Genomic DNA, 22,739 nt, shown 5'->3' on the forward strand with positions numbered 1-22,739 from the left:
CGGATTATACCCGTAGAAAACACGGGGAAAAAGGTTACAGATGATCCACCCTGATACGCGGCAGCGACAGGGTGAAACAGCTGCCTTCGCCGGGCTCGCTCTGTACCGTGATATCGCCGCCATGGCGCTCGGTGACCACCTTGACGAAGCGCAGGCCCAGGCCGGCGCCGCGGGTACGCGCGCCGCCACTGGTGCTGGCCCGGCTGAAGCGCTCGAACAGGCGCTCCTGGAACGCCTCCGGAATCCCCACGCCGTGGTCGCGGACCTGACACAGCACCCGGTCGTCACCAGCATACAGACGCACGTCCACCACGCCGCCTTCATGGCTGTACTTGACCGCGTTGGTGAGCAGGTTGACCACCAGCCGCTCAAGCAGCTCATTGTTGCCGCGCACCCAGACGTCCTCGTCCTCGTTGTAATCGAAGCGCAGGCGGATATCCCGGGCCTGGGCCTGAATCTGGACCTGGTCCACGGCGGATTCCACCACGTCGAGCATGTCCTGCTCGATCATTTCCACCGCTTCCTCGGACTCCACCCGGGCCAGCTGCAGGAACTGCTCGGCGATATTCAGGTTACGCTGGGCGTAATGCTCCACGTTGTCCAGGAAGTCACGCAGGCGCTCACCCTCCTCGCCATGGCGCATCTTGCCGATCAATGCCAGCACCGACACCATCGGCGAGCGCAGATCGTGGGACAGGAAGTCGAGCATCTCGGTACGGGTACGCATCGCCTGCTTGACGTCGGAGATGTCCTTGAGACTGATGATCAGCATGCGTCCGGGCTGATCCCCGGCGTGCACCAGAATCATGTCCAGATACAGGTCCATGCCGCGCCGGTTGCGGCACTCTTTCTGCACCCGACCATCGGCCAGCACCGTCTGCACCAGATCCACCCACTGGCGTTCGCCACTGAATTCAAGCTCGCGACCGATGTCCGCCAGCCCCAGGGTGTCCTGGCCGACGCCCTCCAGGCTGAGCAGGTAAGCGGCCTGGGGGTTAATGAACACCACCCCGCCACAGGCGTCGCAGATCAGCACGCCCTCGCTCATCTGCGCCAGCCCCACCTGGAAGAAGCGGGTCAGCGCCTGCTGACGCTGTTCCTCATTGCGCAGCTTTTCCACGTGCTTCTCGATCACCTCGTAACGCGGGCCGCCGCTGCGGCCACGCGCCTCGGTGCGCGCCAGCATGGCGCGAATCCAGTAATCGTAGGTGTCGGCATCCAGGCCCTGGCGCCAGGCCACCGACAGTTCGTAGCGCTTGCCCTCGTGGCGGAACGGATAGCGACGGGCCAGCGGGCCGCGCCAGTCCACCGGCGCCAGCTGTTCACCGCCGGACACCGGGGCGCCGCCCTGGGTCTGCATGCGCCAGGCCCGTACCGGCAACACCTGATCAAGCATCCTGAGCATACGCGACATGGGCGCCGGCTCGGTGAGGCGGCGGTTGAGATCACTGTATTCCGACAGACGCGCCAGGGCGTTGCGCATATAAGCCATGGAGTATTCGAGGCGGCGCCAGGTCCACAGTGGATAGGCCACGATCGCCGACAGCAACGCCGCCGCCGGGGAGAACCACAGGCCGAACAGCGCCAGCAGGCCATAGCACACCGCCAGGGTCAGCCCCAGGGACGCCAGCACCAGCGGAATGCTCCAGCGCGGCAACACCAGCGGCAACGCCAGCGGCGCCAGCAGTGCCAGGAACACCCCCAGCAACATGGTGGGTACCGGCGACAGGCCCTGAATCAGCTCGCCCCTGCGCAGGGCATCGAAAATATTGGCGTTGATTTCCACCCCGGCCATCAATTCACCCTGGCCGGCCAGCGGCGTGGGCAACACGTCGCCGAGGCCGGCGGCGGTGGCGCCGATCAGCACGAACTGGTCCTTGATCAACTGATCCGGCACCCGGCCTTCGAGCACGTCCACCGCGGATACCTGGGGATAGGTGCCGGCGGGGCCCACGAAGGGAATGTAACGCGGATATTTGCGCACGTTGGCGAGCCCGGAGAAGCCTTCGCCGTCCCCGGCCGGATAGATATCCGGGGACAGCAGCCCCTCGCCTTCCAACACCGCCTGGGTGATGTGCGGCCACCAGGGCTGGCCGATTCCCGAGCGCATGTACACCGACCGGGCCACGCCGTCGCCGTCCAGCTCCAGGTCCACATGGCCCAGCCCCTTGGCGGCCCGGGCGAAGGGGGCATGGGGCAGCACCTCGGTGAGCTGCCCACCGGAGCGCAACTGCTCCACGTGCACGGGCAGATAGACATTGCCGGCGTTGCCAATGGCGTCCACCAGGGCGCGGTCCGACTCCGGTCGGGCGCGGTCCGGCTCGGACAGGATCAGATCCATGAGAATGGCCCGCGCGCCCTGCTTGTGAAGCTGGTCCAGCAGTTGCGCATGCACCCGCCGGTCCCAGGGCCAGCGCCCGATCTCGCGCAGACTGTACTCGTCGATGCCGACGATCAGCACGTCGCCGGAGGGCTCCATGGGCAGCCATCCGATCATGCTGTCGTAGACATAACGGTTAAAAAAGGAAAGCGCGCCGCTGATCGACAGGAGCACGCACAGCCCCGCCACGACCAGCAGCACCGAGAGGTGCTCGATGAAATAGCGTTTTTGCTCGGAACCCGGGTTCGCCATGGTGCCCCTGAAAGTCGTTACTGCGCCGCCGCCAGCCCTATCGTTATGCGCCTCCGGCCCGCTCCGGGCCGTGCCACCCCGCACCCCCGGCGCAAGCCGGTGGCGGGACGACGGAGAGTCGATAATACGCTGACAGCCCGGCCGGGGCAGCGTTTCGGAACGATCGGCGGGACACCGTAGCGTGGCGCCCGGGCCAAAAAGGAGCCGGGACGATTACTCGTCGACCGGCTCCAGGCGGTAACCGTGCTGGTATACCGTCTTGATCCGATAGCCACGCTCGGGCCGGATTTGCAGACTACGACGAATGCGGCTGATATGCACGTCCACGGTGCGGGATTCGATCGGGGTCATAATGCCCCAGACCTTCTCCAGCAGGTGCGCCCGCGACATCAGCTTGCCCACGTTCTGGAACAGATAGCAGGCCAGCTCGTAATCCTTGTCGGTGAGCTTGATGGGTTCCTCGTCGAGAAAAATCTGGCGCCGACCACGGTCGATCGTCCAGGGTCCCACGGTCATCATTCCTTGATCATCCATGTCGGCCACGCCCGCCCTCCGCCCCAATGCGGTGAGGCGGGCAAGCAGTTCCGCTTGTTTCACAGGCTTAACCATATAGTCGTCGGCCCCCTGGCTGAGCGCCCCAACGATGGAGGACTCGTCGTCACGCTGGGTGGCGAACAGCACCGGCGTCTTGTTGCCGCTGGCGCGCACCTCCTCCAGGACGGCGTAGCCACTCATATCGGGGACTTCCCAATCGAGCACCAGCAAATCGAATGTATCCCTGCGCAGCAGGCTCATGAATTCCCGCCCACTGGAGAGATGCGTGCACGTGTGCCCGGATTCCCTGAGCCAGTGCGTGACCAGCTCGGCCTGGGCGTGATCGTCTTCTAGGTAAGCAATACGCACCGTTTTTTACTCCATCCCAATGCTGCAAGAGGGTAACCAAACGGACTCCGGTTGGCGGGAAAAGATTGTAAAATGCCGCCGCGCCGAGCGCACCACCGTTCGGCGGGCGCCATCATACCGGCCCGGGACGCCGGCCCCAAACCCCGCTCTTCCCATGGACTCCCCCGCCGCAACCCGCTATCATGCGCGCCACTTATCGGCAGCCCGCCGGCCCAGGCCCGTGGCACGCCGATATCCGCCCGTAGCTCAGCTGGATAGAGCGTCGCCCTCCGGAGGCGAAGGTCTCAGGTTCGAATCCTGACGGGCGGGCCATTTTCCTTTCCCTCTCCCCCTATCGCTGTCCGTCGCCCCCAAACCGTCACCCTTTTTTGCCACAATAGCGTCATCACTCTCCATCGTTCCGGGAAAGCTCGCGATGTTCCGACGCACCAAGATCGTTGCCACCCTTGGCCCCGCCTCCTCCGGCAGCGACACCCTCGCCGCCCTGATCGACGCCGGCGTCAATGTGTTCCGCCTCAACTTCTCCCACGGCAGCGCCGACGACCACCGAAGCGTGGCGGCTCGGGTACGCGAACAGGCGGAACGCCTGGGCCGCACCGTCGCCCTGCTTGGCGATCTGCAGGGCCCCAAGATCCGCGTGGCCCGATTCCGTGACGGCCCGGTGATGCTGCGCGCCGGCGCCCCCTTCACCATCGATACCGCCCTGGACAAGGACGCCGGCGACGGCGACGCGGTGGGCACCGATTACGCCGGCCTGGCCGAGGACTGCCGGCCCGGCGACGTGTTGCTGCTCAACGATGGCCTGATTCAGCTTGAAGTGGACGCCGTGGAGGGCTCCCGCGTGCGCTGCCACGTCACCGTGGGCGGCGAGCTGTCCGACAATAAAGGCATCAACCGCCTGGGGGGTGGCCTCAATGCCGACACTCTCACCGACAAGGACCGTCGTGACCTGCTGTTGGCGGCGGAGCTGGACCTGGATTTCCTGGCGTTGTCCTTCCCGCGCCACGCCGACGACATTCACCAGGCCCGTGGGCTGTACCGGGACGCCGGCGGCCACGGCGACATGGTGGCCAAGATCGAGCGCGCCGAGGCGGTGGCCGACCCGGACACCCTGGACGCCCTGATCAAGGCGTCCGACGGCGTCATGGTGGCGCGCGGCGATCTGGCGGTGGAAATCGGCGACGCCGAGCTGGTGGGCGTGCAAAAGCACATCATCCGCCGGGCCCGGGACCTGGATCGCTTCGTGATCACCGCCACGCAGATGATGGAATCCATGATCCACAGCCCCCAGCCCACCCGCGCCGAGGTCTCGGACGTGGCCAACGCGGTGCTGGACGGCACCGACGCGGTGATGCTGTCGGCGGAAACCGCGGTGGGCGATTATCCGGTGGCCACGGTACAAGCCATGGACCGCATCATTCTCGGCGCCGAGCGCACCTACCAGAACCGGCCACCCAACCACCGCCCGGAACTGGCCATGCAGCGCACCGACGAGGCCATTGCCCGCGCCGCCATGCATGTGGCCAACCATCTGGACGGCGTCAAGGCGATCATCGCCATGACCGAAACCGGCACCACCGCGCGACTTATGTCCCGGGTGCGCTCCGGCATGCCGATCTTCGCCTTCACGCCGGACCCGCGCACCCAGCGCCGGGTGGCCCTCTATCGGGGCGTGGAGCCACGCCGCTTCGATCTCGGCTCGCACCCCGAAAACCGGGCCAACGAAGAAGCGGTCCGCCAATTACTCAAGGCCGGCCAGGTGGCCGACGGAGACCGGGTCATTCTCACCCGGGGAGACGCCGTGCGCGTGGGTGGCGGCACCAACACACTGAAAATCGTCACCGTGGGCGAACCCTGAGCACCCGCGCGGACACATCTCGCAACATTTTCAGGGTATTTCTCGGCCGGCCCCGGACCCGGTTCCCCACCAACCTGAACGAGTGAACAACTGTTTCCATTTCGAAAAATGGAACACCCGGAGGCAGGACGTTTCATTTTTCAGGATCGGTGGCGGCGTCACTATAGTGGATTCCAGAGAGGCGGCGGGGCCCCGCCCCCGTCAGCCGATTCCCGGTGACCTTTAAAACCCGCCGGCCACTCACCAAAAATCAACCAGTGTTCACTTTCTCACCCGGTGGGCGTGACGGATTCCACTCGGCGCCAACATACCAACCGGTATTTTGCCGCTTTACAGTATTGCTTCGGCGACAAAAGGGGCTCTAAGATAGCCCGTGACGGTGGGGTGAAACCGTGTAATCACGGCGCTTCGCCAAAAGTCTAGTGGACTTGTTCACCACGAACGTGTCCGCTCGGGAGACGATGCCCTGGGAAGGGCATACGAGAGGGTTTCATCGTTCATCGCCTGAAACGGGTTTGTCACCCCGGGGGTGGTGGCCGGTGATGGATGACCGGAGTACGACCCTCTGACATACCAATAAACTTCGAAGAAACAGGACAAAAACAATGGCACTTAAGTGGACCAAAGACGCTCAGGGAGCGCTGAACAGTCATTCTGACCAGCCCCGCCTTTCCAAACTGACCAAAGCCATCGGCATGGCGGCCGTGTTCGGCGCCACCGCCGCGCTGTCCCCGATGGCCCAGGCCATCAAAACCGATTTCGGCCTGGAGTACCGTGCCACCGCATTCGCCAACCAGCTCGATGAAGATGGCCTGCCCGCCGGTGCCAGCAAGGATAGCGACAATGGTTTCGGCCACCTGATCCGCGTGAAGAGCAACTTCCTCGACGAGGATACCGGCATCTCCGTGTACACCAGCGTGGAAGTGGCCGGCGACCGCTGGGGCGGCGACGATCATGGAACCAGCTACGGCCCCTCCTACAACAGCACCAGCCGCGGTGACTCCGTTCGCCTGGACCTGGGTTATGTACAGATTCCGGTGGGCCACACCGTATTCCGGGTCGGCCGCCAGGCAACCAGCTACAACAACTGCTTCCTGGTGTGCGACGACCGTCGTGACCGGATTCTGGTGGTTCAGCCGTTCAGCAAGACCACCAGCGTGGTGGCCGGCTATGACCGCCGCCGCGACAGCAACAGCTATTCCGACGTGGACAACGGCGACATGTCCCTTCTCGGCCTGACCACCAAGGTCAGCGACTGGGACGCCAGCGTGCTGTGGGTACAGTGGTACAACAACTCCGAGGGCCCGCTCACCACGACCCCGACCGCTTACCCGCTGTCCAACACCACCCTGTTCTCCGGTTACCTGGACGGCTCCATCGGCGAGGCCCTGGATCTGGCCGTGGGCTTCAACCTGTTCACCAACGGCAACGTTGAAACCGGCGTGCCCGGCGACGACCGCTTCTTCCAGGAAGACGCACCGTCCGCCTACCTGCGTCTGGGCACCAACGTGGGCATCGTCGACCTGGGTGTTCAGTACGCCGCCACCCGTGACGGTGGTCTGATCTCCCCCGGCTTCGACACCTGGTCCAGCCTGATCAACTCCAACCCGGAAGCCACCCAGAGCGCCAGCAGCCTGTACCGCATGGGCGGCACCCTGGGCATGAAGGACTTCGATGAGGACCTGCTGATCGCGCGCGCCAAGTTCAACCTGACGCCGAAATTCTCCATCACCGGCGCCGTGGGCCAGCTTTCCGTGGACAACGGCACCGCCGACGACGACAGCATGGTCTACGACCTGCAGTTCGCCTACCAGGCCAACAAGAGCCTGCGTACCTGGCTGTCCGTGGGCATGATCGAGGAGAACGACGTGGCCACCCTGAGCGGCAACGACCTGATCGGCAGCACCTCCGGCGCCACCTTCGCCGAGGACGATGTGAAAGCCGCCAGCCTGAACATGAGCGTGAGCTTCTAAACGCCCACGGGCTGCATTGTCAGGCACGAAATCGGGGCGACCTTGGTCGCCCCGATTTCATTTGCGGGACGCACGCCCCGCTCCTCCACTCCACCACTGGACAAAGTCTTTGCCGGTTGCCCAAACTCCGTGGTCCCCGCTCCCGCTTTTCTGATACGGAACTACTTTCATGATCAAGCTCACTACCAGAACCCTGCTGTTCTCCAGCGCTCTCGCCGCCTTCAGCCTGAGTGGCTGCGCCCTCACCGACGCCGAAGCGGAGCAAGCCCTGGAGATCGCCGACGGCCCTTCCAACCTGAATACGCCCCAACCGGACTGGGACACGCCTTTCTGGGAACGGTGGAGCCAGGCTCAACCCGCCGATAATAACGGCGGCGAGCCCCGTGCCGTCAGCTTCAACCGGCGCGATCAACCTCTCGCCAACGTGGCATTGGTGATGGAAGGGCCGGTGGAAGCCGCTCTGCCTGAAACACTGACCGCCGAGGCGGCGGACCGTGGCCTGCTGATCCTGCCCAAGGGTCTGGTCCAGGACGCCATCGCCCACACCGCCGAATGCAACGATCTCGCCAGCCAGGCCTGCCGCTCGGCACTGGCGCTCTACCCCGGCGCCCGCCTGCTGGTCCAGGCCCGCGCCGAGGACGGCGGCCGGGTCGCCGTCCGGGTATGGGACACGGCGCTGGACAAGGAACTCACCGAGCGCGTCGCCAACAACGATCAGGGCGCCGCCCGCCTGCTCGATAGCCTGGCCAGCCAGGCCGCCACGGCGGATTGGTCAGCGCGCCCGTTCCAGGGCGAAGGCAATGCCCTGTACATCGCCGCCGGCCGCGTCAACGGCCTGGCGGAAGGCACCGTACTGGAGGTACGCGAACCGGGCCGGCCGGTGCGCACCCCCACCGGTCAGGTGGTGGCGTGGCGCGCCGGCGAGGTGGTGGGCAAGGCGAAGGTGGCCGAGTGGGTCGGCGCCACGCTGTCCAGAATCGAACCGGTCAGCGGCGCCGCGCCCGGGCCGGATCACCGCCTCTCCCTGGCGCCCTGATCCTGATCCGCCCGCGACGTCAGCGCAGTTGATCAAGCCGGGCCAGCCAGCGCTGGCCCCGGTTGGACGCCAGGCCGTCCGCCCAGCGGGTGGTCTCCGGAAGCCGGTAGCGGGTGGTGCAGTGCATCACCAGTTCCAGAGCGGCGGGCAAATCCAGCCGGTGGCCCGGTGAGATGAACAACGGCTTGACCCCGGGCCGGGTGCGCAGCACCGCGCCCAGGGTCTCGTCGCCGTCCTTCAGCGGAGTCCATTCACCCCGCCCTTCGGGCACCGCGCCATGGCGCCCGCACAGCCTCTTCTTGGCGACCCCCACGGTGGGCAGGCCGGTGAGCACACCCAGGTGGGCGGCGATGCCCAGGCGGCGAGGGTGCGCCACCCCGTGGCCGTCGCACAGCAGCAGGTCCGGCGCCACGCGCAGTTGCTCCAGGGCACACAGAATCACCGGGCATTCACGAAACGACAGCAGGCCGGGCACGTAGGGGAAAGTCACCGGCAGCCGGGCCAGCGCGTAGTCCACCGGCTCCAGGTCCGCGTAACGCAGCACCACCACCGCGGCCCGGGCGGTGTCGCCGTTTTCGAAGCCCACGTCCACGCCGGCCACGGTGTCCGGCGGCAACGCCACTTCCGTTCGCAACCGGACCCGGGCGGCGCTTTCGCGTTGCAGGGCGCGGGCACGGGCCGGCGTCATGTCCGCCCAGTCCCTTTGCAGCTGGTGCGCGTCAATGGTGGCCATCAGGCCGGATCCGGGTCCACCGGATTGGCCGCCGTCACCGGATGGGCGGCGCCCACCCAGAGCGGGTGCGGCGCGGCCCGGCGCATACGGCGCCGGCGCAGGCGATCCACCAGGATCAGGCTGGCGGCCACCGCCAGCAGAGCGCCGTTAACCAGCAGGAAGTCCGGCTCCAGCCAGGTGTGGAAGCCTTCGATGCCCCCCTGAACCAGCGGCGCCAGGATATAGAGACCGGCGCACAGCTTCGGCCACAGCCCGGCGGTGGTCAGCGGCGCGGCCCGGAAGGCGGCGACCAGGGCGACCAGTAGCGTGGCCAGAAAGGCAATTTTTTCCGCCGGGGCGGTCCACGCCTGCCAGGGTGAATACAGCATCGGTTTGCTGACGATGAACGCCATGGCCAGACCAGCCATGACGCCAAAGGTAACGCCCAGGGTCAGCCTGAGCATGAAGGCCGCGGAGCGGCTCGGACCCTGACGATCGGTGCGCCGCTCGCACCACATGATATTGCCAGAGAAAAACAGCAGGCAGCCCAACAGGGCGAGAGCGAAATACATCAGCCGCACGAACAGGCCGCCATAGTCACCGAAGTGCAGGGAATACACCGGTGCCATCAGGAAATGGTTGAAGGAGCGCTGGCCGGGGCCGCTGACGGTGAGCAGCTCGGCGTTGTCGCCGCGCATCACCACATGGGAATAGTGCGCCACCTTGCCGTGCACCGAACCGCCCACGTCCACCACCGCGTTCTCATCGCCGTACTGCTGCAGCTCGATCCAGCCCACATCCAGTTCCGGCATCGCTTCCCGGGCGCCGGCCAGGTAGTCGTCGATGCTGGCCATGGCGACGCGGGTGCCACTGGCTTCAGGGGTGGGCCAGGCTTCCGTGGCCTCGGTGAAGACGGACTGGAACCGGGGGCCGAATACCAGGGCCCCCATCACCAGGGTGACGATGGCCAGGCAGCCCATGGCGGCGCCGGTCCAGGCGAAAATCACATGGAAGGGATAGCTGATCACGCCCACCAGGTTGTGCAGGTTCTTCCAGTAGCGGCGCAGGTTGCCCTGGTGCTTGAGGGCGAAGAATTCCTTTTTGAGCCGCGACCAGTGGATCACCAGCCCACCGATCAGGGCGGCGCCATAGAGCACCGAAACAATGCCCATGACGTAGAGGCCAAACTTCGGAATAGCCAGTTCGTAATGCAGCTCGTTGACGAAATCGGACAGCCCGGAGCCGCCGGGGGGCGCCACCTTTTCGCCGGCATCGTTGAAGTCCGAGGCGTGCTCGGTACGCCAGACACCTTCGCCGTCCACGGTGTCCCGCCAGATGGCGGAGGGGTCGTCGCCGGGCACCAGGAACATCCATTGACCGGCGTCCGGATTGTTGGCCACCACGGTGTCCAGCAACGCCTGCATGTTGGCGTCCGGGGCGGCGGCTTCCCGCGCCGCCGGCTCCTGCCAGTGATGCAGCTCGTGATGGAACATGTTCAGGGCACCGGCGAAGAAGGCCACGAACAGCGCCAACCCGGTGAGAATGCCCGCCCAGGCATGCAGATCAATATGGCGTTTCAGGGTCTCCGCGCGCATCAGGCTCCCCCGTACAGGCTGGTGGTTTGCAGTAACAGCCAGGCCAGGCCGTTGGCCGCCAGCAGGCCAATGCCGGCGCGCCAGGGCGTGCGCGCCATGCCGGAGAGCACGATCAAAAGCGCCCAGACCAGCAGCGACAGCAGCATCATCAGCACCAGCCAGTCGCGCCAGTCAATCGGCAATATGGCGGCCAGCAGACCGCACAGCATCATCGCCAGGGGCAAGCCCAGCACGGAGCCCAGCAAGCCCCTCATACCCGCCCCCTGGAGGTCTTGCGGCGACCGGCCCGGTAACTGTCCACCCAATGGCCGACCAGCATTGGCAGCCCCATCGCCCCCAGGGCGAATACCCACAGCGCGGTGAACAGCCCCACGCCGGGCCCCAGGTGCCAACCCCAACCGGCGAAAGCGCCGGCCACCATCACCAGCCCGGCGAGCCGGGCAGCCGGTGGTAACGGGCGGTCCAGCGCCCGTTGCTGGCGATCGGAGAGATATAGCAGGAAGGTGCCGGCGAGCAGCACGGCGGAGAGAAGAAGCAGCATAAGGCGCGCACGGGGATCTTGATAACGATTCGCATTTATACGCGCCCGGGCCTGCCCGGTCAATGGAAGGCCGGTTACAGCGACGCCAGTGCTTGTTCCGCGGCGGCCACCCGCGCCGCGTCCAGCCCGGCGCCGTCCAACTGGTCCCGGTCAGGCACCCAGACATCGGCGAAGCGGGCGGCATCCGCCACCGCCATCTCAGCGGTCAGCAACGGCAATTCATGGAGCTGGCCTTGCAGGCCATCGGCGCGGGACACCGCCTGCAACCAACCGGCGGGGCGCTGATGCAGGCGCACGCCGGGAAGCATCAGTTGTTCCACCGATTCACTCACCGCGCAATGCAACAGGGCATCGCGCTGCCGGCTGGCGCCTTGTCGCCACAGCGCCGAGCCGCCCACCACCACCACGGACGGAAAGGTGCGGGCCAAGGCCAGGCAGAGATGGGGCTCCTCCGGTACTTCAGCGCCGTTGAGGCGGATGAATACCGGTCGCGGCGGCGCCACCTGACGCACCTGGCCGCTTTCCAACCAGCGACGCGCCAATTCCATGGCGGCGTTCTCGTCACCATCGAGTTGCTGTTTCAGATCCGCCAGGGTGAACACCATGGGCAGGCGGCCACCCTCCAGCAGGCCGCTCATGGATCCATCGCCCGGCTGGCGCTGTTATTGAGACCAAGCCAGCCGCGTACCCTCAACAACCGACCCAGCAGCCAGCACACCACCGCGATGCGACCGGCCTCGGCGGTCAACCGGTCCCGCTCGTCGCTGAGATGCCGTACATTCTCTTCGAGAACCCGGCTGCAACGCCGCAGTTCCTCGCTGAGCGGCGGATGGCTGAGCCCCAGGGTCAACAAACGCCCCTGGAAATCCTCGATCTGCGCCACATAGGCGCGGTCGACCACGCTGAACGCGCTGAGACGCTGAATGCCCGCGCGGCGCTGATGGCGGCGCCCGGGCCGTTCCTTGCGCCCCGCGCCAAACCAGCCGCCCAGCATGTGCAGGAACCGCCACCACAGCGGGCGCCGCTCGCCGGCGCGCAGATACCAACCCCAGGCTTGCAGGCGGGCGATGTCGTAACGTAATTCACGCAGCCGCTGCTGGCGGCCACGACGCGGGCCCACGCCCGCCCGGTACACCACCAGATACTCACGCAACGCCAGGGCCCGGTTCTCCACCGCGTCCACGGCCAGCCGGGGCGACGACTCCGGCCCTGCCCACTTCACCTGGGTTCCCATCGGGCAACTCCCTTTATTGATAAGGTCGACGCGGAAGCGAAAATCACCGCCGCCCGAGCAACCTGAATACTCTATCCAGTGGACGCGGGGGCACCAAAGACACAAACGGTCAGGATTGCGTGAAGGGATGTAGTGGAATGTATCCCAACGCAAAAAATTGCCGCCAAATTATTCGCACCCCGGTCGCCCGGCCCGGACCAAACGGACAAAAAAAACCGCCGGGGGACAGCATCCCCCAGCGGCTCTTTTTTTCATGGCGAAAAAGCGACGGTTACTTACCGTCCCCATCCATGGCTTCGCCCATTTCCTCGCCTGCTTCCTTGGTTTCATCCCAGGCATCACCCATCTCTTCACCGGCCTCCTCCATGGGGCCTTGTTCGGTGACTTCATCGACGGCATTGTCGGCTTTCTCGCCGGCTTTCTCCATCGGGCCTTGCTGGTCGCAACCGGCCAGGCCGAGCATGGCGCCAAACATGATGGCTACAAGTCCTTTGCTGAACGTACGCATGGTCACTCCTCGACGTGTCGTGAACGTTGATGAGCAATCTAGCGTCACGATCGACGCCTGAACAGAGAGAGCCCCCCGGATTTTCCTGTATTTTACGAATCCTCCGCGACGCCGACCCGGTAGCGAGTCAATGGCGAAAGGTTAAGAACCTTGTGCACCAGGTAGATCACGGTGAGCGCCACCAGCACCGCCACGGCAATGGAACTGAACCGGTACAGAGTGGCGTAGATGGCGTCGCCCGACGGCGTCAGATACTGCCCGAAAATCACCGCGATAGTGGTACAAGCGGCGAAGCCGGCACCGGAGCGCCCCTCCAGCAAATGCTGCCGGGCGCACACCATCATCGCCACCCAGTACAGCGGCGCCGAGAGCATCCAGTAACCGTACCAGTTGTACAGCACAAGCTGGATCACCAGCGCCAGGTTACAGCCGATCAGCACCCCCACCGCCCGCCGGCCACCGTATTCGGCGGCGCCGGCGAAGCTCATCGGGAACAGCATCAGCAAGGTGGTGACCTGGGCCGAGAGAGAATCGCTCAGCGAGAAGGTCTGGAATACCACGAAACTGACCGTGGCCACGGTGGCGCCCAGCAACACCTGATGACGCCGTTGAGCATCGCTTTTGGCTTCCTCCGGTGGTGGCGGCGTCGCCTGGCGCGGCGGCAACAACGTGCCCAGCAGCCAGGCCAACGCCACGGTGAACAGGGCCGCCGCCAGGTTGGCCTTGGCCATCCCGGTGACATCCAGGTCCGGGTAACTGGCGAAGTGGAACAGCACGCTGGCGGCCACCAGCCCCTGGGCACCAAACAGGAAGTACGGGCCGCTGGCCATGCACCGGAAGCGAATCGCGAACAGCATCCATACCAGCGGCGTGATCAACAGCGGGCGGTCACCGAACAGTCCGCTGATCAGATAGACCTCCACGATGTTGATCACCGCCGCCGCGATGAACTGGAAGCTGGCGTGCAGGTTGATGCGCGGCACCATGGCCAGCAGCAGCACCGGATACACGCAAAAGAACAGCCCGGTGGTCCAGGTGGTCAGATGCATGAACACATAACCCGCCAGCGAACCCAGACTGATGCGCAGGCAATGGCGCAGTTGATCGTCGTTCATGGTTCAGTACAGGTAATGCAACAGGGCCAGGGCACGGATCTGCACCCAGCCGCAGGCACGAGCCACGGCGGCGGCCACGCCGCCGTCGGGATAGAGCTGCACGGTGGCCCGCGCGCCCACCATCAGCGCCCGCTGCGAGGGCGGATCGATCAGCACCAGCCGTACCCGGGCGCGCTGGGCGTCGCGCACCCAGCGATCGCTGTCCTCAACCAGGGCCAGAGTACCGTCCGGCGTACCCTGGCCCTGACGAACGCCCCAGCCCCGGGTGCCCACCCGGGCCTGAAACACTCGCCCCGGGAGCGCGTCGAACACCACCTCGGCCCGGTCACCTTCACGGGTATGGCGCAGACTCTTTTCGCGGAAATCCGCCGCCACCCAGGCGGGCTCGTCGGACACCAGGCTGAGCACCGGCTCCCGCGCCCGGGCGTAATGGCCCACCTGCAGTTGCCGATCGGTGACCACGCCGGCGAGCGGCGCTTTCACCTCGGTACGCCCCAGTTGCAGCTTGGCGGTTTCCAACTGGTTCATGGCCCGCGCCAGAGTCAGATTGTCCCGGTCACCATCACCGAGCCGGGTGCTCAGCCTGGTGGCTTCCGCCCGTGCCGCTTCCAGCTCCGCCCGCGCCTGCTCCACGGCCACGCGCACTTCCTCCCATTGCTGCCGGGATACCGCGCCGCTGCGATGCAGATTGTCCAGGCGCCGCTGTTTACGCCGCGCTTCTTCCAGGGTGGCGCGGGCACCGGCCACCCCGGCCCGGGCGCCGGCCAACTCCGCCAGCATCACCGTGTTGTCCTGAGCGGCACTGGCCACCGCCAGCTCAGCGGCATCCCGGGCCAGCCGGTAGTCCCGTTCATCGACCCGGAACAGCACCTCGCCCCGCCGTACCCGGTCGCCGTCGGCCACCGGCACGTCCATCACCTGGCCGTCCACCTGGGCCGCCACCTGAACCACATAACGCTGCGCCCGCGCCAGAGTGGTCATGGGCGCGTGGAGGTCCATCCAGACCACATAGATAAAAATCAAGAAAAACGCCGCCAGGGCCAGGCGCACCCAGCGGCCGAAACGCTGTTCAGGGGTCATTCCACTCTCCAAGGCTGGAATGAATATTGTATCAAATGAAACCAATTTGCTGTGACCAATTGGTCAGCGCCCCGGGGCATCGCATTTACGCCGGGCAGGCCCTAACATCGGAGCGCGAAAAAGGAGTGTCCATGAAAGGTTTTGGCGAGCAGGTGGGCGGCCTGGCCCAGTTGGCCACCGCCCTGGGCGGCGAGGTAACCCGGGTGGTGCAGGACATGCACGGTGCCATTGCCCGTCCGTTCATGCCCGTCCGGCGCGACCGCCCCGCCGCGCCTCTGGTGTACGGCTCGATCCGCTACGGCCTGCACCAAGCGGGCCGGCTGGCCACCCTGGCCCGCGTGGCCGCCGATCCACGGCACGAGGCGGACGGCAGCCTGGATCTGCGCAGCGCGGTCAACGGCGTGTTCGGCCAGGTACTGGACCTCCAGGGCAGCGATTATGCGCTGCCCTTGGCTCTGCTACCGGCGCCACCGTCCCTGGAGCGCCGTACTCTGGTGCTGTTCGTGCACGGCCTGTGTCTCAACGAGCGTTGCTGGGACAATCCCGCCGCGACCGATTTCCAGCGCTGGGCGGGGCCGGCTCTGGACGCCCACACCCGTTTTCTGCGCTACAACACCGGCCTGCACATTTCCGAGAACGGCCTGGCCCTGGCCGACCTGCTGCGTGGTACCGCCCTGCCCGAGCGGCTGATTCTGGTAGGTCATAGCATGGGCGGCCTGGTTTCCCGTAGCGCCCTGCATCAGGGGCGCGCCCGCGGCGATACCTGGGTGAACAAGGTCAGCCATCTGGCCTGCCTGGGCTCGCCCCACCAGGGCGCGGTGCTGGAACGGCTGGGCAACCAGGCCAACCGCCTGCTGGGACTGACGCCCTACTCCCGCCCGCTAATGCGGCTCGGCAATCTGCGTTCCGACGGTATCCGTGACCTGCGCTTTGGCTATGTGCTGGAGGAGCAATGGCGCGATCGCCCCCTGGACGAGCCCCGCCCCAGCCTCAAGGTGCCTCTGGACCCCGATGTGGAACAGCTGTTTCTGGCCGGCAGCCTCAGCGACGAAAGCAGCGCCGCGCCGCTGGGCGACTGGCTGGTGCGGGTGGACAGCGCCCTGGCCGAACGCCTCTACCCGGGCGCCACCAATCTGACCCGCCGGCTGCTCCACCGCATGGGCCACATGGCCATGCTCGAAGACCCGCGCACCTACGACTGCCTGAAGGAGTGGCTACCGCGCCCATGACCGCTTGCTGCCTGTGCGGGCACCCTCACACCACCTTGTTCGCCACCGTGGAAGGCCGGCGTTACCTGCGCTGCGGTGCCTGCCGGCTGACCTTCCTGAGCCGTGCCCAGTTGCCCGACCGGGCCGAGGAAAAACGGCAATACGATCTGCACCGCAACGATCCGGATGATGCCGGGTACCGACGCTTTCTTGGTCAATTGGCGGAGCCACTGATGGAACGCCTGCCGGCGCGGGCGCGGGGGCTGGATTTCGGCTGCGGGCCAGGGCCGGCCCTGGCCAGGATGCTGGAGGAGGCGGGCTTCGCGATGCGGGTCTGGGACCCGATTTACGCGGACCAGCCGGATGCCCTGGCCGGCCCCTATGATTTCGTCACCTGCACGGAGGTGCTGGAACACCTGCATCAGCCGGCCGGCGAGTGGGCCCGGTTCCAGACGCTGGTGGCGCCCGGCGGCTGGCTGGGCGTCATGACCCGGTTTCTCACCGATGACGGCCATTTCCCGCGCTGGCACTATCGGCGCGACCCCACCCATGTGTGTTTCTGGCAGCCACACACCTTCCGCTGGCTGGCGAACCGGGACGGCTGGGACGTGGTGCACCTGGCCAATCCGGTGGTGTTGCTGCGGCGCCGGGAAGGCGCCTGAAGGCGACGGCCTTCAGCCAGCGACCAGCAGTGCCGCCAGCACGGCGATCAACGCCAGCGGGATGATGATGATGAGACCGCGGGTGACGCGGCCAAGCCAATAGGACCAGTGCATAATCGAGCCTCCGAAGGACTCGACTGTAGACCGGTCTTCACGTCCTCTTCATGGCCCAAAGGTATGAGAGCTACGATTTTTTACAAAGACGGTGCCGGCTATTCGCCGTCCGCCGCCTCGCGCAGCCAGAATTGCAGGGTCTTCTCGGTGTCTTCGTCCTCGCCCAGATCCCGCCACGGGAAGCGGGCGATCAAGGCCGGCGCCGGTCGATAGCCCCGTTTTTCCCAGAATGGCTCCAGGGAACGGTAGTCGCCCGGTCGCGCCGGGTGTTCCGGATCACGGATCACCGCGCAGAAGGCGGTCAGCTCGAAACCAAAGTCCCGGGCGTAGAGTTCCCGTAAATCGAAGAAGCGGTGACCAATGCCCTCGCCACGATAATCCGGCAGCAGCACCGACTCGCCGAAATAGAACACCCGCTCCGGGGCCGGACCGTGCCGCTCGAAGGGGGCCTGGAACTCCGGATCGGCGTCCGTCAGTGGCAACGCGGTGGCGGCGCCGATCAGCCGGTTGTATTCCAGCGCCAGCACGAAAAGGCTCTGTTCGGAACGCGCGTAACGGTCCAGATAATCGCGCTCATAGGCCGGAGAGCCATCGTACAGATAGGGGTAATCCCGAAACACGCGGATGCGCAGATCCGCCAGTTCATCCAGCCAGGGTTCCACCGCGATACCGCTGACCGGTCGAATTTCCACCGCCGACATAATGCTCTCCCTTTGTCCTGTCCCAAATGCTAGGGGCTGCGCCGGGGAAAGACCAGCTAACGAACCAGCAGGGCGACACCGGCGAGCAGCAGAACGCTGAACAACACCTGCCGGAAGCGCCGCTCGTCGACCCGGTGATGCAACGCCTCGCCGAGCACGATACCCACCAGCACCACGGGCACCAGCGCCAGCAGGTGACCGCCCTGGGCACCCAGTTCTCCGCTGACCAGAAACCCCAGGGTGAGCAGGCTGTTGAGGCTGAACCAGACCAGCACCAATGTGGCCCGGAAGCGACCCTTGTCCAGTTGGATACCGCTGAGCGCGTAGACCAGGAGCGGGCCACCGGAGGCGAACAGGCCGTGGGTGAGGCCGGCCATCAGCATCCAGAAACGGCTTTGCAACCGGCCATGGGCGGCCACCGTCACCGCGTGGCGCAAGCGCCACAGTTCGCGCACGCTGAACGCCACCACCAGGGCACCGAACAGCGGCCGCGCGATACCCTGGTCCAACCAGGGACGGGCCAGAAAACCGACCAGGGTACCCGCCGCCATCATCGGCAGAATGCCGGTGAGCAACAGCCGCCAGTCCACCAGCCGGTGATAGCGCAGGGTCAGGTAACCACTGAGTACCAGGTTGAGTGGCACCAGCACCGGCATCAGCACGTCCAACGGCAGCACCAGGGCGCTCAACGACAGGGCGATGACGATGGAGCCGAAACCGGTCATCGCCTCGGTGGTGTAGGCGAACAGCACGAACAGGGCCACCAGGGCCCAGGGCGAGGCAAGCAGCTCAAGCATTCAGGATTCCAGTTCGACGGCGAAACGGCGACGCATCAAACGATGGTACAGGTCCGGAGCGATTCGCCACAGCAGGCTGGCGAACAGGGTGAAGCGATCCGGAAACAGGCGCCGCCGGCCGGCGTCCAGGGCATCCAGGGTACGTGCCGCCATCCAGTCGGCGTCGCGCACCCGGCCCACCGAGGAACGGGCGTGGGCGGCGGGCCGGCCATCGAAGCCCAGGGCGTTACGCTCGATGGGCGTGGCCAGAAAGCTGGGATAGACCATCAACACGCCGATCCCGTCATCGGCCACCTCGGCGCGCAGCACCTCGAAGAACTGCGCCAGGGCGGCCTTGGCGCTGCAATAACCGGCGCGGCCCAGCACCGGCATCCAACCAGCCATGGAGCCAATGTTGATCACCGTGCCACCGGCCTTCCGTAACGCCGGCAACAGGCCCAGCGTGAGCGCCACCGGCGCCTCCCAGTCCACCGCCATGACCCGCTGGAAAACCGTCAGATCGGTGGCCGCCGCCGGCGACCGGTGGGTGATACCGGCATTGTTGACCAGGGCATGGAGGGGCTCATCGCGCAGTTCCGCGATCAGCGCCGCGCGCGCCTCGGCGTCGGTGAGGTCCAGGGCGCGCTGGCGCACGATGTCGGTATCGGTGCCCGCCAGCCGGGCGCTTTTGTCCGCCAAGGCATGGGCGTCCCGGTCCACCAGAATCAGCCGCCAGCCCCGTTCCCGGGCGGCGAGCGCCAGGGCCCAGCCCAGCCCGGAGGCGGCGCCGGTGATCAGCATGGTTTTCACAATTGCCCCCTTTGTCGGGCGTGATCGATGAACAAGCGGAAGGTTTCCTCGGAGGTCTTCGCCGGTCGGTAACCGAACACCTCCTTGAGGCGGCGGTTGTCGAGCACCGGGCGATAACGCAGGAACTTCAACTTGTCCGGGGTGTGCGGCGTGAGCCCCAGCCGGTGCCCCACCGCCAGGCCCGCGGCCAGCAGCCAGGCGGGCACCACCAGGCGCGGCTTGCCAAGCAGCATGGCCACCCGCTGGATCGGCAAGGCTCCATCACCGGCCAGGTTGTAGACGCCGGTAGCACCGGTCTGCACGCCGTGGACAATGGCCCCCACCACATCCTGGTCCCAGATGAACACGAACGGCGAAGCCGAGCCGGCGATGCTCAGAATACGGCGCCGCTCGAACAAGGCGGTGATCTGGTTGCGGGTGTCGGCACCGAGCACCGTACCGGGGCGCAGAATCAATTGTCCCAGTTCCGGATGAAGGCGCCGGTAGTCGGCGAGAAGTTCCTCCACCAGGCGCTTGTGGTCCGAGTAGGCGAATTCCGGATTGCCGCGCAGCGGCTGGTCCTCGTCGATCCAGTCCGGGTTGTCCGCATGGTAGCCATAGGCGGCGCCGGAACTGGTCACGATCAGTTGCCGCACGCCGGCGGCCAGGCAGGCCTCCAGTACATTGCGGGTGCCGTTTACGTCGATGTCATGGTCCCGGACCCGGTCGCCGGAATCCTCCAGCACCGCCGCCAGATGAATCACCACCTGGGCGCGATGCGCGCGCAGCAGTTCCGCCAGCGCCGGGTCACGGATATCGCCGCGCCGGCATTCAAACGCCAGCCCCTCCGGCACGCGCACGTCCAGGCCCAGCACCGCGTGGTCGGCGGCCAGCCGCTCGCCGAGCTGGCGACCGATGTAACCGCCGGCGCCGGTGATCAGGATACGGCTCATGGCGCCCCCTCCCGTCGGGGACGGTTGGCGCCACGCCCCCACCAAAGCGACAGGGCAAGCCCGCTGACCAGGTGCCAGACGCCCCAGAAGCCGGCGATCAGAATCATGCCCGACGCCTGGGGGAAGAAGGTGAACAGGATCGACAGCCCCAGGCCGGAGTTCTGGATGCCCACCTCCAGGGTCACCGCCCGACGGTCCGCCCGACTAAGGCCCACCAGTAACCCGGCCACGGCGCCCAACCCCAGGGCCAGAGCGTTCTGGCCGACCACCAGGCCAACGATGCGATCCGCGTTGGCCAGAAAGACGTCCATGTTGTTGCCGAACGCCAGGCCCACGAAGGTGAACAGCACCAGCAGGGTGAACACCCGCATGGGCTTCTGCGCGGCCCGGGCGAAACCGGGAAAGTAATGCCCGCAGATCATGCCCAGCAGCAGCGGCGCCGCCAGCACCGCCACCACCAGCAGCAGAATGTTGCCGGCATCCAGATCGATGTCGGTGACCAGGCTCCGGGTATGCGGGTTGAGCCAGCCGTAGAGCGCGAAGTTGAGTGGCGTGAGCACGGTGGCGGCCAGGCTGGACACCGCGGTCATGCTCACCGACACCGCCACGTTGGCGCGCGCCAGCCAGGTCATGATGTTGGAAAAGGTACCGCCCGGACAGGACGCCACCAGGATCATGCCCAGGGCCAGTTGCGGGTCCACCTCCAGCCACCAGGTGGTGGCGCAGGTGAGCGCCGGCAACAGCAGGAACTGCGCCAGCAAACCGGCCACCGGCGCGGCCGGCCTGGCAAGCACGCGCTTGAAGTCATCGGCGCGCAACGTCAACGACACCCCGAACATCATGCACGCCAGGATGGCGTTCAGCACGATCAGGCTGCCGGTGTTGAATTCGATGGTGGTCTGCACCCGTCCTCCTCGCCGGCGTATCGCCGGACGGTATTGTTATTATTCCGCGCGGAGCGCGCGCACGTGCCGGGCCACCTCGGCCCGGTAACTGTCCTTGTGGACGTAGTAGGCCATGCGCGCCAGTTTCAGGTAGTGATAGCCGCCGTCCAGGTTGTGGCCGGCGCGTTCCCGTTTAAGTCGGCGCAGATTCCGCGCCGCCGGATGCCCCTCGGCGAGCCGGCGCAGATACAGCGCCGCCAGCTCGGCCTGTTCGTTGCGCCCTTCCCAACCCAGGCCGGTGGCCTCGATCATGCCCATCATGAACAGGTCGTCGCGCTCCGGATGGAACAGGTTCAGGTACAGCCGGGGCGCGTCGCCGTGCCAGTTCAGGTGGGCGGCGTCGATGTAGGGATAATCCAGCTTGTAGCCGGTGGCCATGAGAATCAGGTCGTAGTCGGCGCGCTCCCCATCACTGAAAGTGACAGTGTGGCCGTCCACCGCGCGAATATCCCGGCGCGGGGTGATGTCGCCGTGGCCCAGGTGGTGCAGCACCAGGGAATTGACCACCGGATGGGACTCGTACATGCGATAGTCCGGGTCCGGCAGGCCATAATCGCTGGGCCGCCCCACGATCAGACGAATCAGGCGTGCGTCCAGCCACTGCTTGAGCCGGCGCGGCAACTTGAGCTTGCCGCCAATGGCGTCGGCGGGCCGGCCGCCGATGAACTTGGGCAGGAAGTAATAGCCCCGCCGCACCGACAAATCCACGCGGGCGGCACGGTGCACCGCGTCCACCGCCATGTCGCAGGCGGAGTTGCCACAACCGACGATCAGCACCCGTTTGTCGCGGAAACAATCCGCGTGGCGGTAGTCGCTGGCGTGCATCAACTCACCGGCGAAGTCACCGGGCAGCGTCGGCCGGTTTGGCGTGTGCAGGGTACCGCTGGCGATCAGCACGGCGTCGAAATGCCGGGTATCGCTGACGCCATTCTGCTCGGCGGTAAGTTCCCAGCCACCGTCCGGCGCCGGCGTCAGTGCCGTTACCCGGGCGCCGAAACGATAGTGACGGCGCAGGTCGAAGTGGTCCGCGTAATCATGGAAATAACGCTTCATCTCCCGATGATGGGGGTAGGTGGCCACCCGGTCGTCCATCGGGAATTCCCGGAATTCGGTCATCCGCTTGGAGGAAATCAGATGAGCGCTTTCGTACATGGTGCTGTGGGGGTTGTCGATGTCCCACAGACCACCCACGTCATCGTGCAGCTCATAGCCGACGAAGGGCAGATTCTGTTTTTGCAAATTACGGGCGGTGGCCAGACCCATGGGCCCGGCGCCGATCACTGCGTACATGGTTGCTCCGGTTTATTGTTATGCTTGCAAGACTAGCCCTGGCCCGAAGCCGGGGCACGGCGGATTCGCGACCCGCGACCGGTTAATTCAGGACATGCCCGCCGGTCGCGGCCAA

The 22,739-nt window shown here is 66.0% G+C and carries 22 protein-coding genes and 1 tRNA gene; 6 read left to right on the forward strand and 17 right to left on the reverse strand.

The window, feature by feature from the left end; genetic code table 11:
- Positions 1-34: 34 nt before the first annotated feature.
- Both JF515_RS10260 and JF515_RS19685 read right to left on the reverse strand, forming a co-directional pair.
- Entirely contained in the window at positions 35-2,632 is a 2,598-nt protein-coding gene (locus JF515_RS10260) for a CHASE2 domain-containing protein (RefSeq protein WP_203103856.1), read from the reverse strand.
- Between the two features lie 213 nt (positions 2,633-2,845).
- Complete coding sequence (locus JF515_RS19685) at positions 2,846-3,535, reverse strand: response regulator (RefSeq protein WP_203103858.1); 690 nt, start codon at positions 3,533-3,535, stop codon at positions 2,846-2,848.
- Positions 3,536-3,770: 235 nt separating this feature from the next.
- Between JF515_RS19685 and JF515_RS10270 the strand changes: the two genes are divergently transcribed.
- The 4 genes from JF515_RS10270 (at position 3,771) to JF515_RS10285 (ending at position 8,402) form a co-directional block, all read left to right on the forward strand.
- Positions 3,771-3,847, forward strand: a tRNA-Arg gene (locus tag JF515_RS10270).
- Between the two features lie 103 nt (positions 3,848-3,950).
- Positions 3,951-5,393 (forward strand): pyruvate kinase, encoded by a 1,443-nt coding sequence (pyk, locus tag JF515_RS10275; protein WP_203103860.1) that lies wholly within the window; start codon positions 3,951-3,953, stop codon positions 5,391-5,393.
- A gap of 605 nt (positions 5,394-5,998) precedes the next feature.
- A complete protein-coding gene (locus tag JF515_RS10280) occupies positions 5,999-7,366 on the forward strand; it encodes a hypothetical protein (RefSeq protein ID WP_203103862.1) in 1,368 nt (455 codons plus the stop codon).
- Positions 7,367-7,535: 169 nt separating this feature from the next.
- Positions 7,536-8,402 (forward strand): hypothetical protein, encoded by an 867-nt coding sequence (locus JF515_RS10285; RefSeq protein ID WP_203103864.1) that lies wholly within the window; start codon positions 7,536-7,538, stop codon positions 8,400-8,402.
- A gap of 19 nt (positions 8,403-8,421) precedes the next feature.
- Here the strand turns inward: JF515_RS10285 and nfi are convergent, their stop codons facing one another.
- From nfi to JF515_RS10330, 9 genes are all read right to left on the reverse strand, one after another.
- A complete protein-coding gene (gene nfi / locus JF515_RS10290; protein ID WP_203103866.1) occupies positions 8,422-9,135 on the reverse strand; it encodes a deoxyribonuclease V in 714 nt (237 codons plus the stop codon).
- The gene (locus JF515_RS10295; RefSeq protein WP_203103868.1) at positions 9,135-10,709 is read right to left on the reverse strand and encodes a PepSY-associated TM helix domain-containing protein; all 1,575 of its coding nucleotides are present in this window, start codon (positions 10,707-10,709) and stop codon (positions 9,135-9,137) included. Before JF515_RS10295 ends, nfi begins: the two co-directional genes overlap by 1 nt.
- Positions 10,709-10,963 (reverse strand): hypothetical protein, encoded by a 255-nt coding sequence (locus JF515_RS10300; RefSeq protein ID WP_203103870.1) that lies wholly within the window; start codon positions 10,961-10,963, stop codon positions 10,709-10,711. The genes JF515_RS10295 and JF515_RS10300 overlap by 1 nt, the downstream gene beginning before the upstream one ends.
- Entirely contained in the window at positions 10,960-11,250 is a 291-nt protein-coding gene (locus JF515_RS10305; protein WP_203103872.1) for a hypothetical protein, read from the reverse strand. The genes JF515_RS10300 and JF515_RS10305 overlap by 4 nt, the downstream gene beginning before the upstream one ends.
- A 74-nt stretch (positions 11,251-11,324) precedes the next feature.
- Complete coding sequence (locus tag JF515_RS10310; protein ID WP_203103874.1) at positions 11,325-11,888, reverse strand: hypothetical protein; 564 nt, start codon at positions 11,886-11,888, stop codon at positions 11,325-11,327.
- Positions 11,885-12,484, reverse strand: a complete 600-nt coding sequence (locus tag JF515_RS10315; RefSeq protein WP_203103876.1) for a hypothetical protein — start codon at positions 12,482-12,484, stop codon at positions 11,885-11,887. The genes JF515_RS10310 and JF515_RS10315 overlap by 4 nt, the downstream gene beginning before the upstream one ends.
- 271 nt (positions 12,485-12,755) lie before the next feature.
- Positions 12,756-12,992, reverse strand: coding sequence for a hypothetical protein (locus JF515_RS10320; RefSeq protein ID WP_203103877.1), 237 nt, complete (start codon positions 12,990-12,992; stop codon positions 12,756-12,758).
- A 92-nt stretch (positions 12,993-13,084) separates the two neighbouring features.
- Positions 13,085-14,107 (reverse strand): DUF2955 domain-containing protein, encoded by a 1,023-nt coding sequence (locus tag JF515_RS10325; RefSeq protein ID WP_203103879.1) that lies wholly within the window; start codon positions 14,105-14,107, stop codon positions 13,085-13,087.
- Positions 14,108-14,110: 3 nt separating this feature from the next.
- The gene (locus tag JF515_RS10330; RefSeq protein WP_203103881.1) at positions 14,111-15,187 is read right to left on the reverse strand and encodes an HlyD family secretion protein; all 1,077 of its coding nucleotides are present in this window, start codon (positions 15,185-15,187) and stop codon (positions 14,111-14,113) included.
- A 131-nt stretch (positions 15,188-15,318) separates the two neighbouring features.
- Here JF515_RS10330 and JF515_RS10335 point away from each other — a divergent pair, with 131 nt between their 5' ends.
- Positions 15,319-16,416, forward strand: a complete 1,098-nt coding sequence (locus tag JF515_RS10335; RefSeq protein ID WP_203103883.1) for an alpha/beta fold hydrolase — start codon at positions 15,319-15,321, stop codon at positions 16,414-16,416.
- Positions 16,413-17,057, forward strand: a complete 645-nt coding sequence (locus JF515_RS10340; protein WP_238400954.1) for a class I SAM-dependent methyltransferase — start codon at positions 16,413-16,415, stop codon at positions 17,055-17,057. Before JF515_RS10335 ends, JF515_RS10340 begins: the two co-directional genes overlap by 4 nt.
- A gap of 212 nt (positions 17,058-17,269) precedes the next feature.
- On the opposite strand, the gene JF515_RS10345 is transcribed toward JF515_RS10340, so the two are convergent.
- From JF515_RS10345 to JF515_RS10370, 6 genes are all read right to left on the reverse strand, one after another.
- Positions 17,270-17,872, reverse strand: coding sequence for a GNAT family N-acetyltransferase (locus JF515_RS10345; RefSeq protein ID WP_203103885.1), 603 nt, complete (start codon positions 17,870-17,872; stop codon positions 17,270-17,272).
- A 56-nt stretch (positions 17,873-17,928) separates the two neighbouring features.
- A complete protein-coding gene (locus JF515_RS10350) occupies positions 17,929-18,669 on the reverse strand; it encodes a sulfite exporter TauE/SafE family protein (RefSeq protein WP_203103887.1) in 741 nt (246 codons plus the stop codon).
- A complete protein-coding gene (locus JF515_RS10355) occupies positions 18,670-19,449 on the reverse strand; it encodes an SDR family NAD(P)-dependent oxidoreductase (protein ID WP_238401021.1) in 780 nt (259 codons plus the stop codon).
- Between the two features lie 5 nt (positions 19,450-19,454).
- A complete protein-coding gene (locus tag JF515_RS10360) occupies positions 19,455-20,390 on the reverse strand; it encodes an SDR family oxidoreductase (protein WP_203103891.1) in 936 nt (311 codons plus the stop codon).
- On the reverse strand, positions 20,387-21,232 hold the full coding sequence (locus tag JF515_RS10365; RefSeq protein ID WP_203104545.1) for a bile acid:sodium symporter family protein: 846 nt from the start codon (positions 21,230-21,232) through the stop codon (positions 20,387-20,389). The genes JF515_RS10360 and JF515_RS10365 overlap by 4 nt, the downstream gene beginning before the upstream one ends.
- A 102-nt stretch (positions 21,233-21,334) precedes the next feature.
- Positions 21,335-22,624 carry a flavin-containing monooxygenase gene (locus JF515_RS10370; RefSeq protein WP_203103893.1) on the reverse strand — a complete coding sequence of 430 codons (1,290 nt, stop codon included), beginning with the start codon at positions 22,622-22,624 and terminating at the stop codon, positions 21,335-21,337.
- Positions 22,625-22,739 lie beyond the last annotated feature (115 nt).

The sequence above is a fragment of the Alloalcanivorax marinus genome (assembly GCF_016785095.1).
GTDB classification, from domain to species: Bacteria; Pseudomonadota; Gammaproteobacteria; order Pseudomonadales; family Alcanivoracaceae; genus Alloalcanivorax; species Alloalcanivorax marinus_A.

Bases quoted from the DNA above. Each gene is read 5' to 3' on its own strand.
- JF515_RS10355 (WP_238401021.1), bottom strand. From the start codon at position 19,449: ATGCTGATCACCGGCGCCGCCTCCGGGCTGGGCTGGGCCCTGGCGCTC.
- JF515_RS10285 (WP_203103864.1), top strand. From the start codon at position 7,536: ATGATCAAGCTCACTACCAGAACCCTGCTGTTCTCCAGCGCTCTCGCC.
- JF515_RS10350 (WP_203103887.1), bottom strand. From the start codon at position 18,669: ATGCTTGAGCTGCTTGCCTCGCCCTGGGCCCTGGTGGCCCTGTTCGTG.
- JF515_RS10325 (WP_203103879.1), bottom strand. From the start codon at position 14,107: ATGAACGACGATCAACTGCGCCATTGCCTGCGCATCAGTCTGGGTTCG.
- nfi (WP_203103866.1), bottom strand. From the start codon at position 9,135: ATGGCCACCATTGACGCGCACCAGCTGCAAAGGGACTGGGCGGACATG.
- JF515_RS10340 (WP_238400954.1), top strand. From the start codon at position 16,413: ATGACCGCTTGCTGCCTGTGCGGGCACCCTCACACCACCTTGTTCGCC.
- JF515_RS10305 (WP_203103872.1), bottom strand. From the start codon at position 11,250: ATGCTGCTTCTTCTCTCCGCCGTGCTGCTCGCCGGCACCTTCCTGCTA.
- JF515_RS10280 (WP_203103862.1), top strand. From the start codon at position 5,999: ATGGCACTTAAGTGGACCAAAGACGCTCAGGGAGCGCTGAACAGTCAT.
- JF515_RS10365 (WP_203104545.1), bottom strand. From the start codon at position 21,232: ATGATGTTCGGGGTGTCGTTGACGTTGCGCGCCGATGACTTCAAGCGC.
- JF515_RS10320 (WP_203103877.1), bottom strand. From the start codon at position 12,992: ATGCGTACGTTCAGCAAAGGACTTGTAGCCATCATGTTTGGCGCCATG.
- JF515_RS10295 (WP_203103868.1), bottom strand. From the start codon at position 10,709: ATGCGCGCGGAGACCCTGAAACGCCATATTGATCTGCATGCCTGGGCG.
- JF515_RS10315 (WP_203103876.1), bottom strand. From the start codon at position 12,484: ATGGGAACCCAGGTGAAGTGGGCAGGGCCGGAGTCGTCGCCCCGGCTG.
- JF515_RS10335 (WP_203103883.1), top strand. From the start codon at position 15,319: ATGAAAGGTTTTGGCGAGCAGGTGGGCGGCCTGGCCCAGTTGGCCACC.
- pyk (WP_203103860.1), top strand. From the start codon at position 3,951: ATGTTCCGACGCACCAAGATCGTTGCCACCCTTGGCCCCGCCTCCTCC.
- JF515_RS10345 (WP_203103885.1), bottom strand. From the start codon at position 17,872: ATGTCGGCGGTGGAAATTCGACCGGTCAGCGGTATCGCGGTGGAACCC.
- JF515_RS10360 (WP_203103891.1), bottom strand. From the start codon at position 20,390: ATGAGCCGTATCCTGATCACCGGCGCCGGCGGTTACATCGGTCGCCAG.
- JF515_RS10260 (WP_203103856.1), bottom strand. From the start codon at position 2,632: ATGGCGAACCCGGGTTCCGAGCAAAAACGCTATTTCATCGAGCACCTC.
- JF515_RS10310 (WP_203103874.1), bottom strand. From the start codon at position 11,888: ATGAGCGGCCTGCTGGAGGGTGGCCGCCTGCCCATGGTGTTCACCCTG.
- JF515_RS10330 (WP_203103881.1), bottom strand. From the start codon at position 15,187: ATGACCCCTGAACAGCGTTTCGGCCGCTGGGTGCGCCTGGCCCTGGCG.
- JF515_RS10300 (WP_203103870.1), bottom strand. From the start codon at position 10,963: ATGAGGGGCTTGCTGGGCTCCGTGCTGGGCTTGCCCCTGGCGATGATG.
- JF515_RS10370 (WP_203103893.1), bottom strand. From the start codon at position 22,624: ATGTACGCAGTGATCGGCGCCGGGCCCATGGGTCTGGCCACCGCCCGT.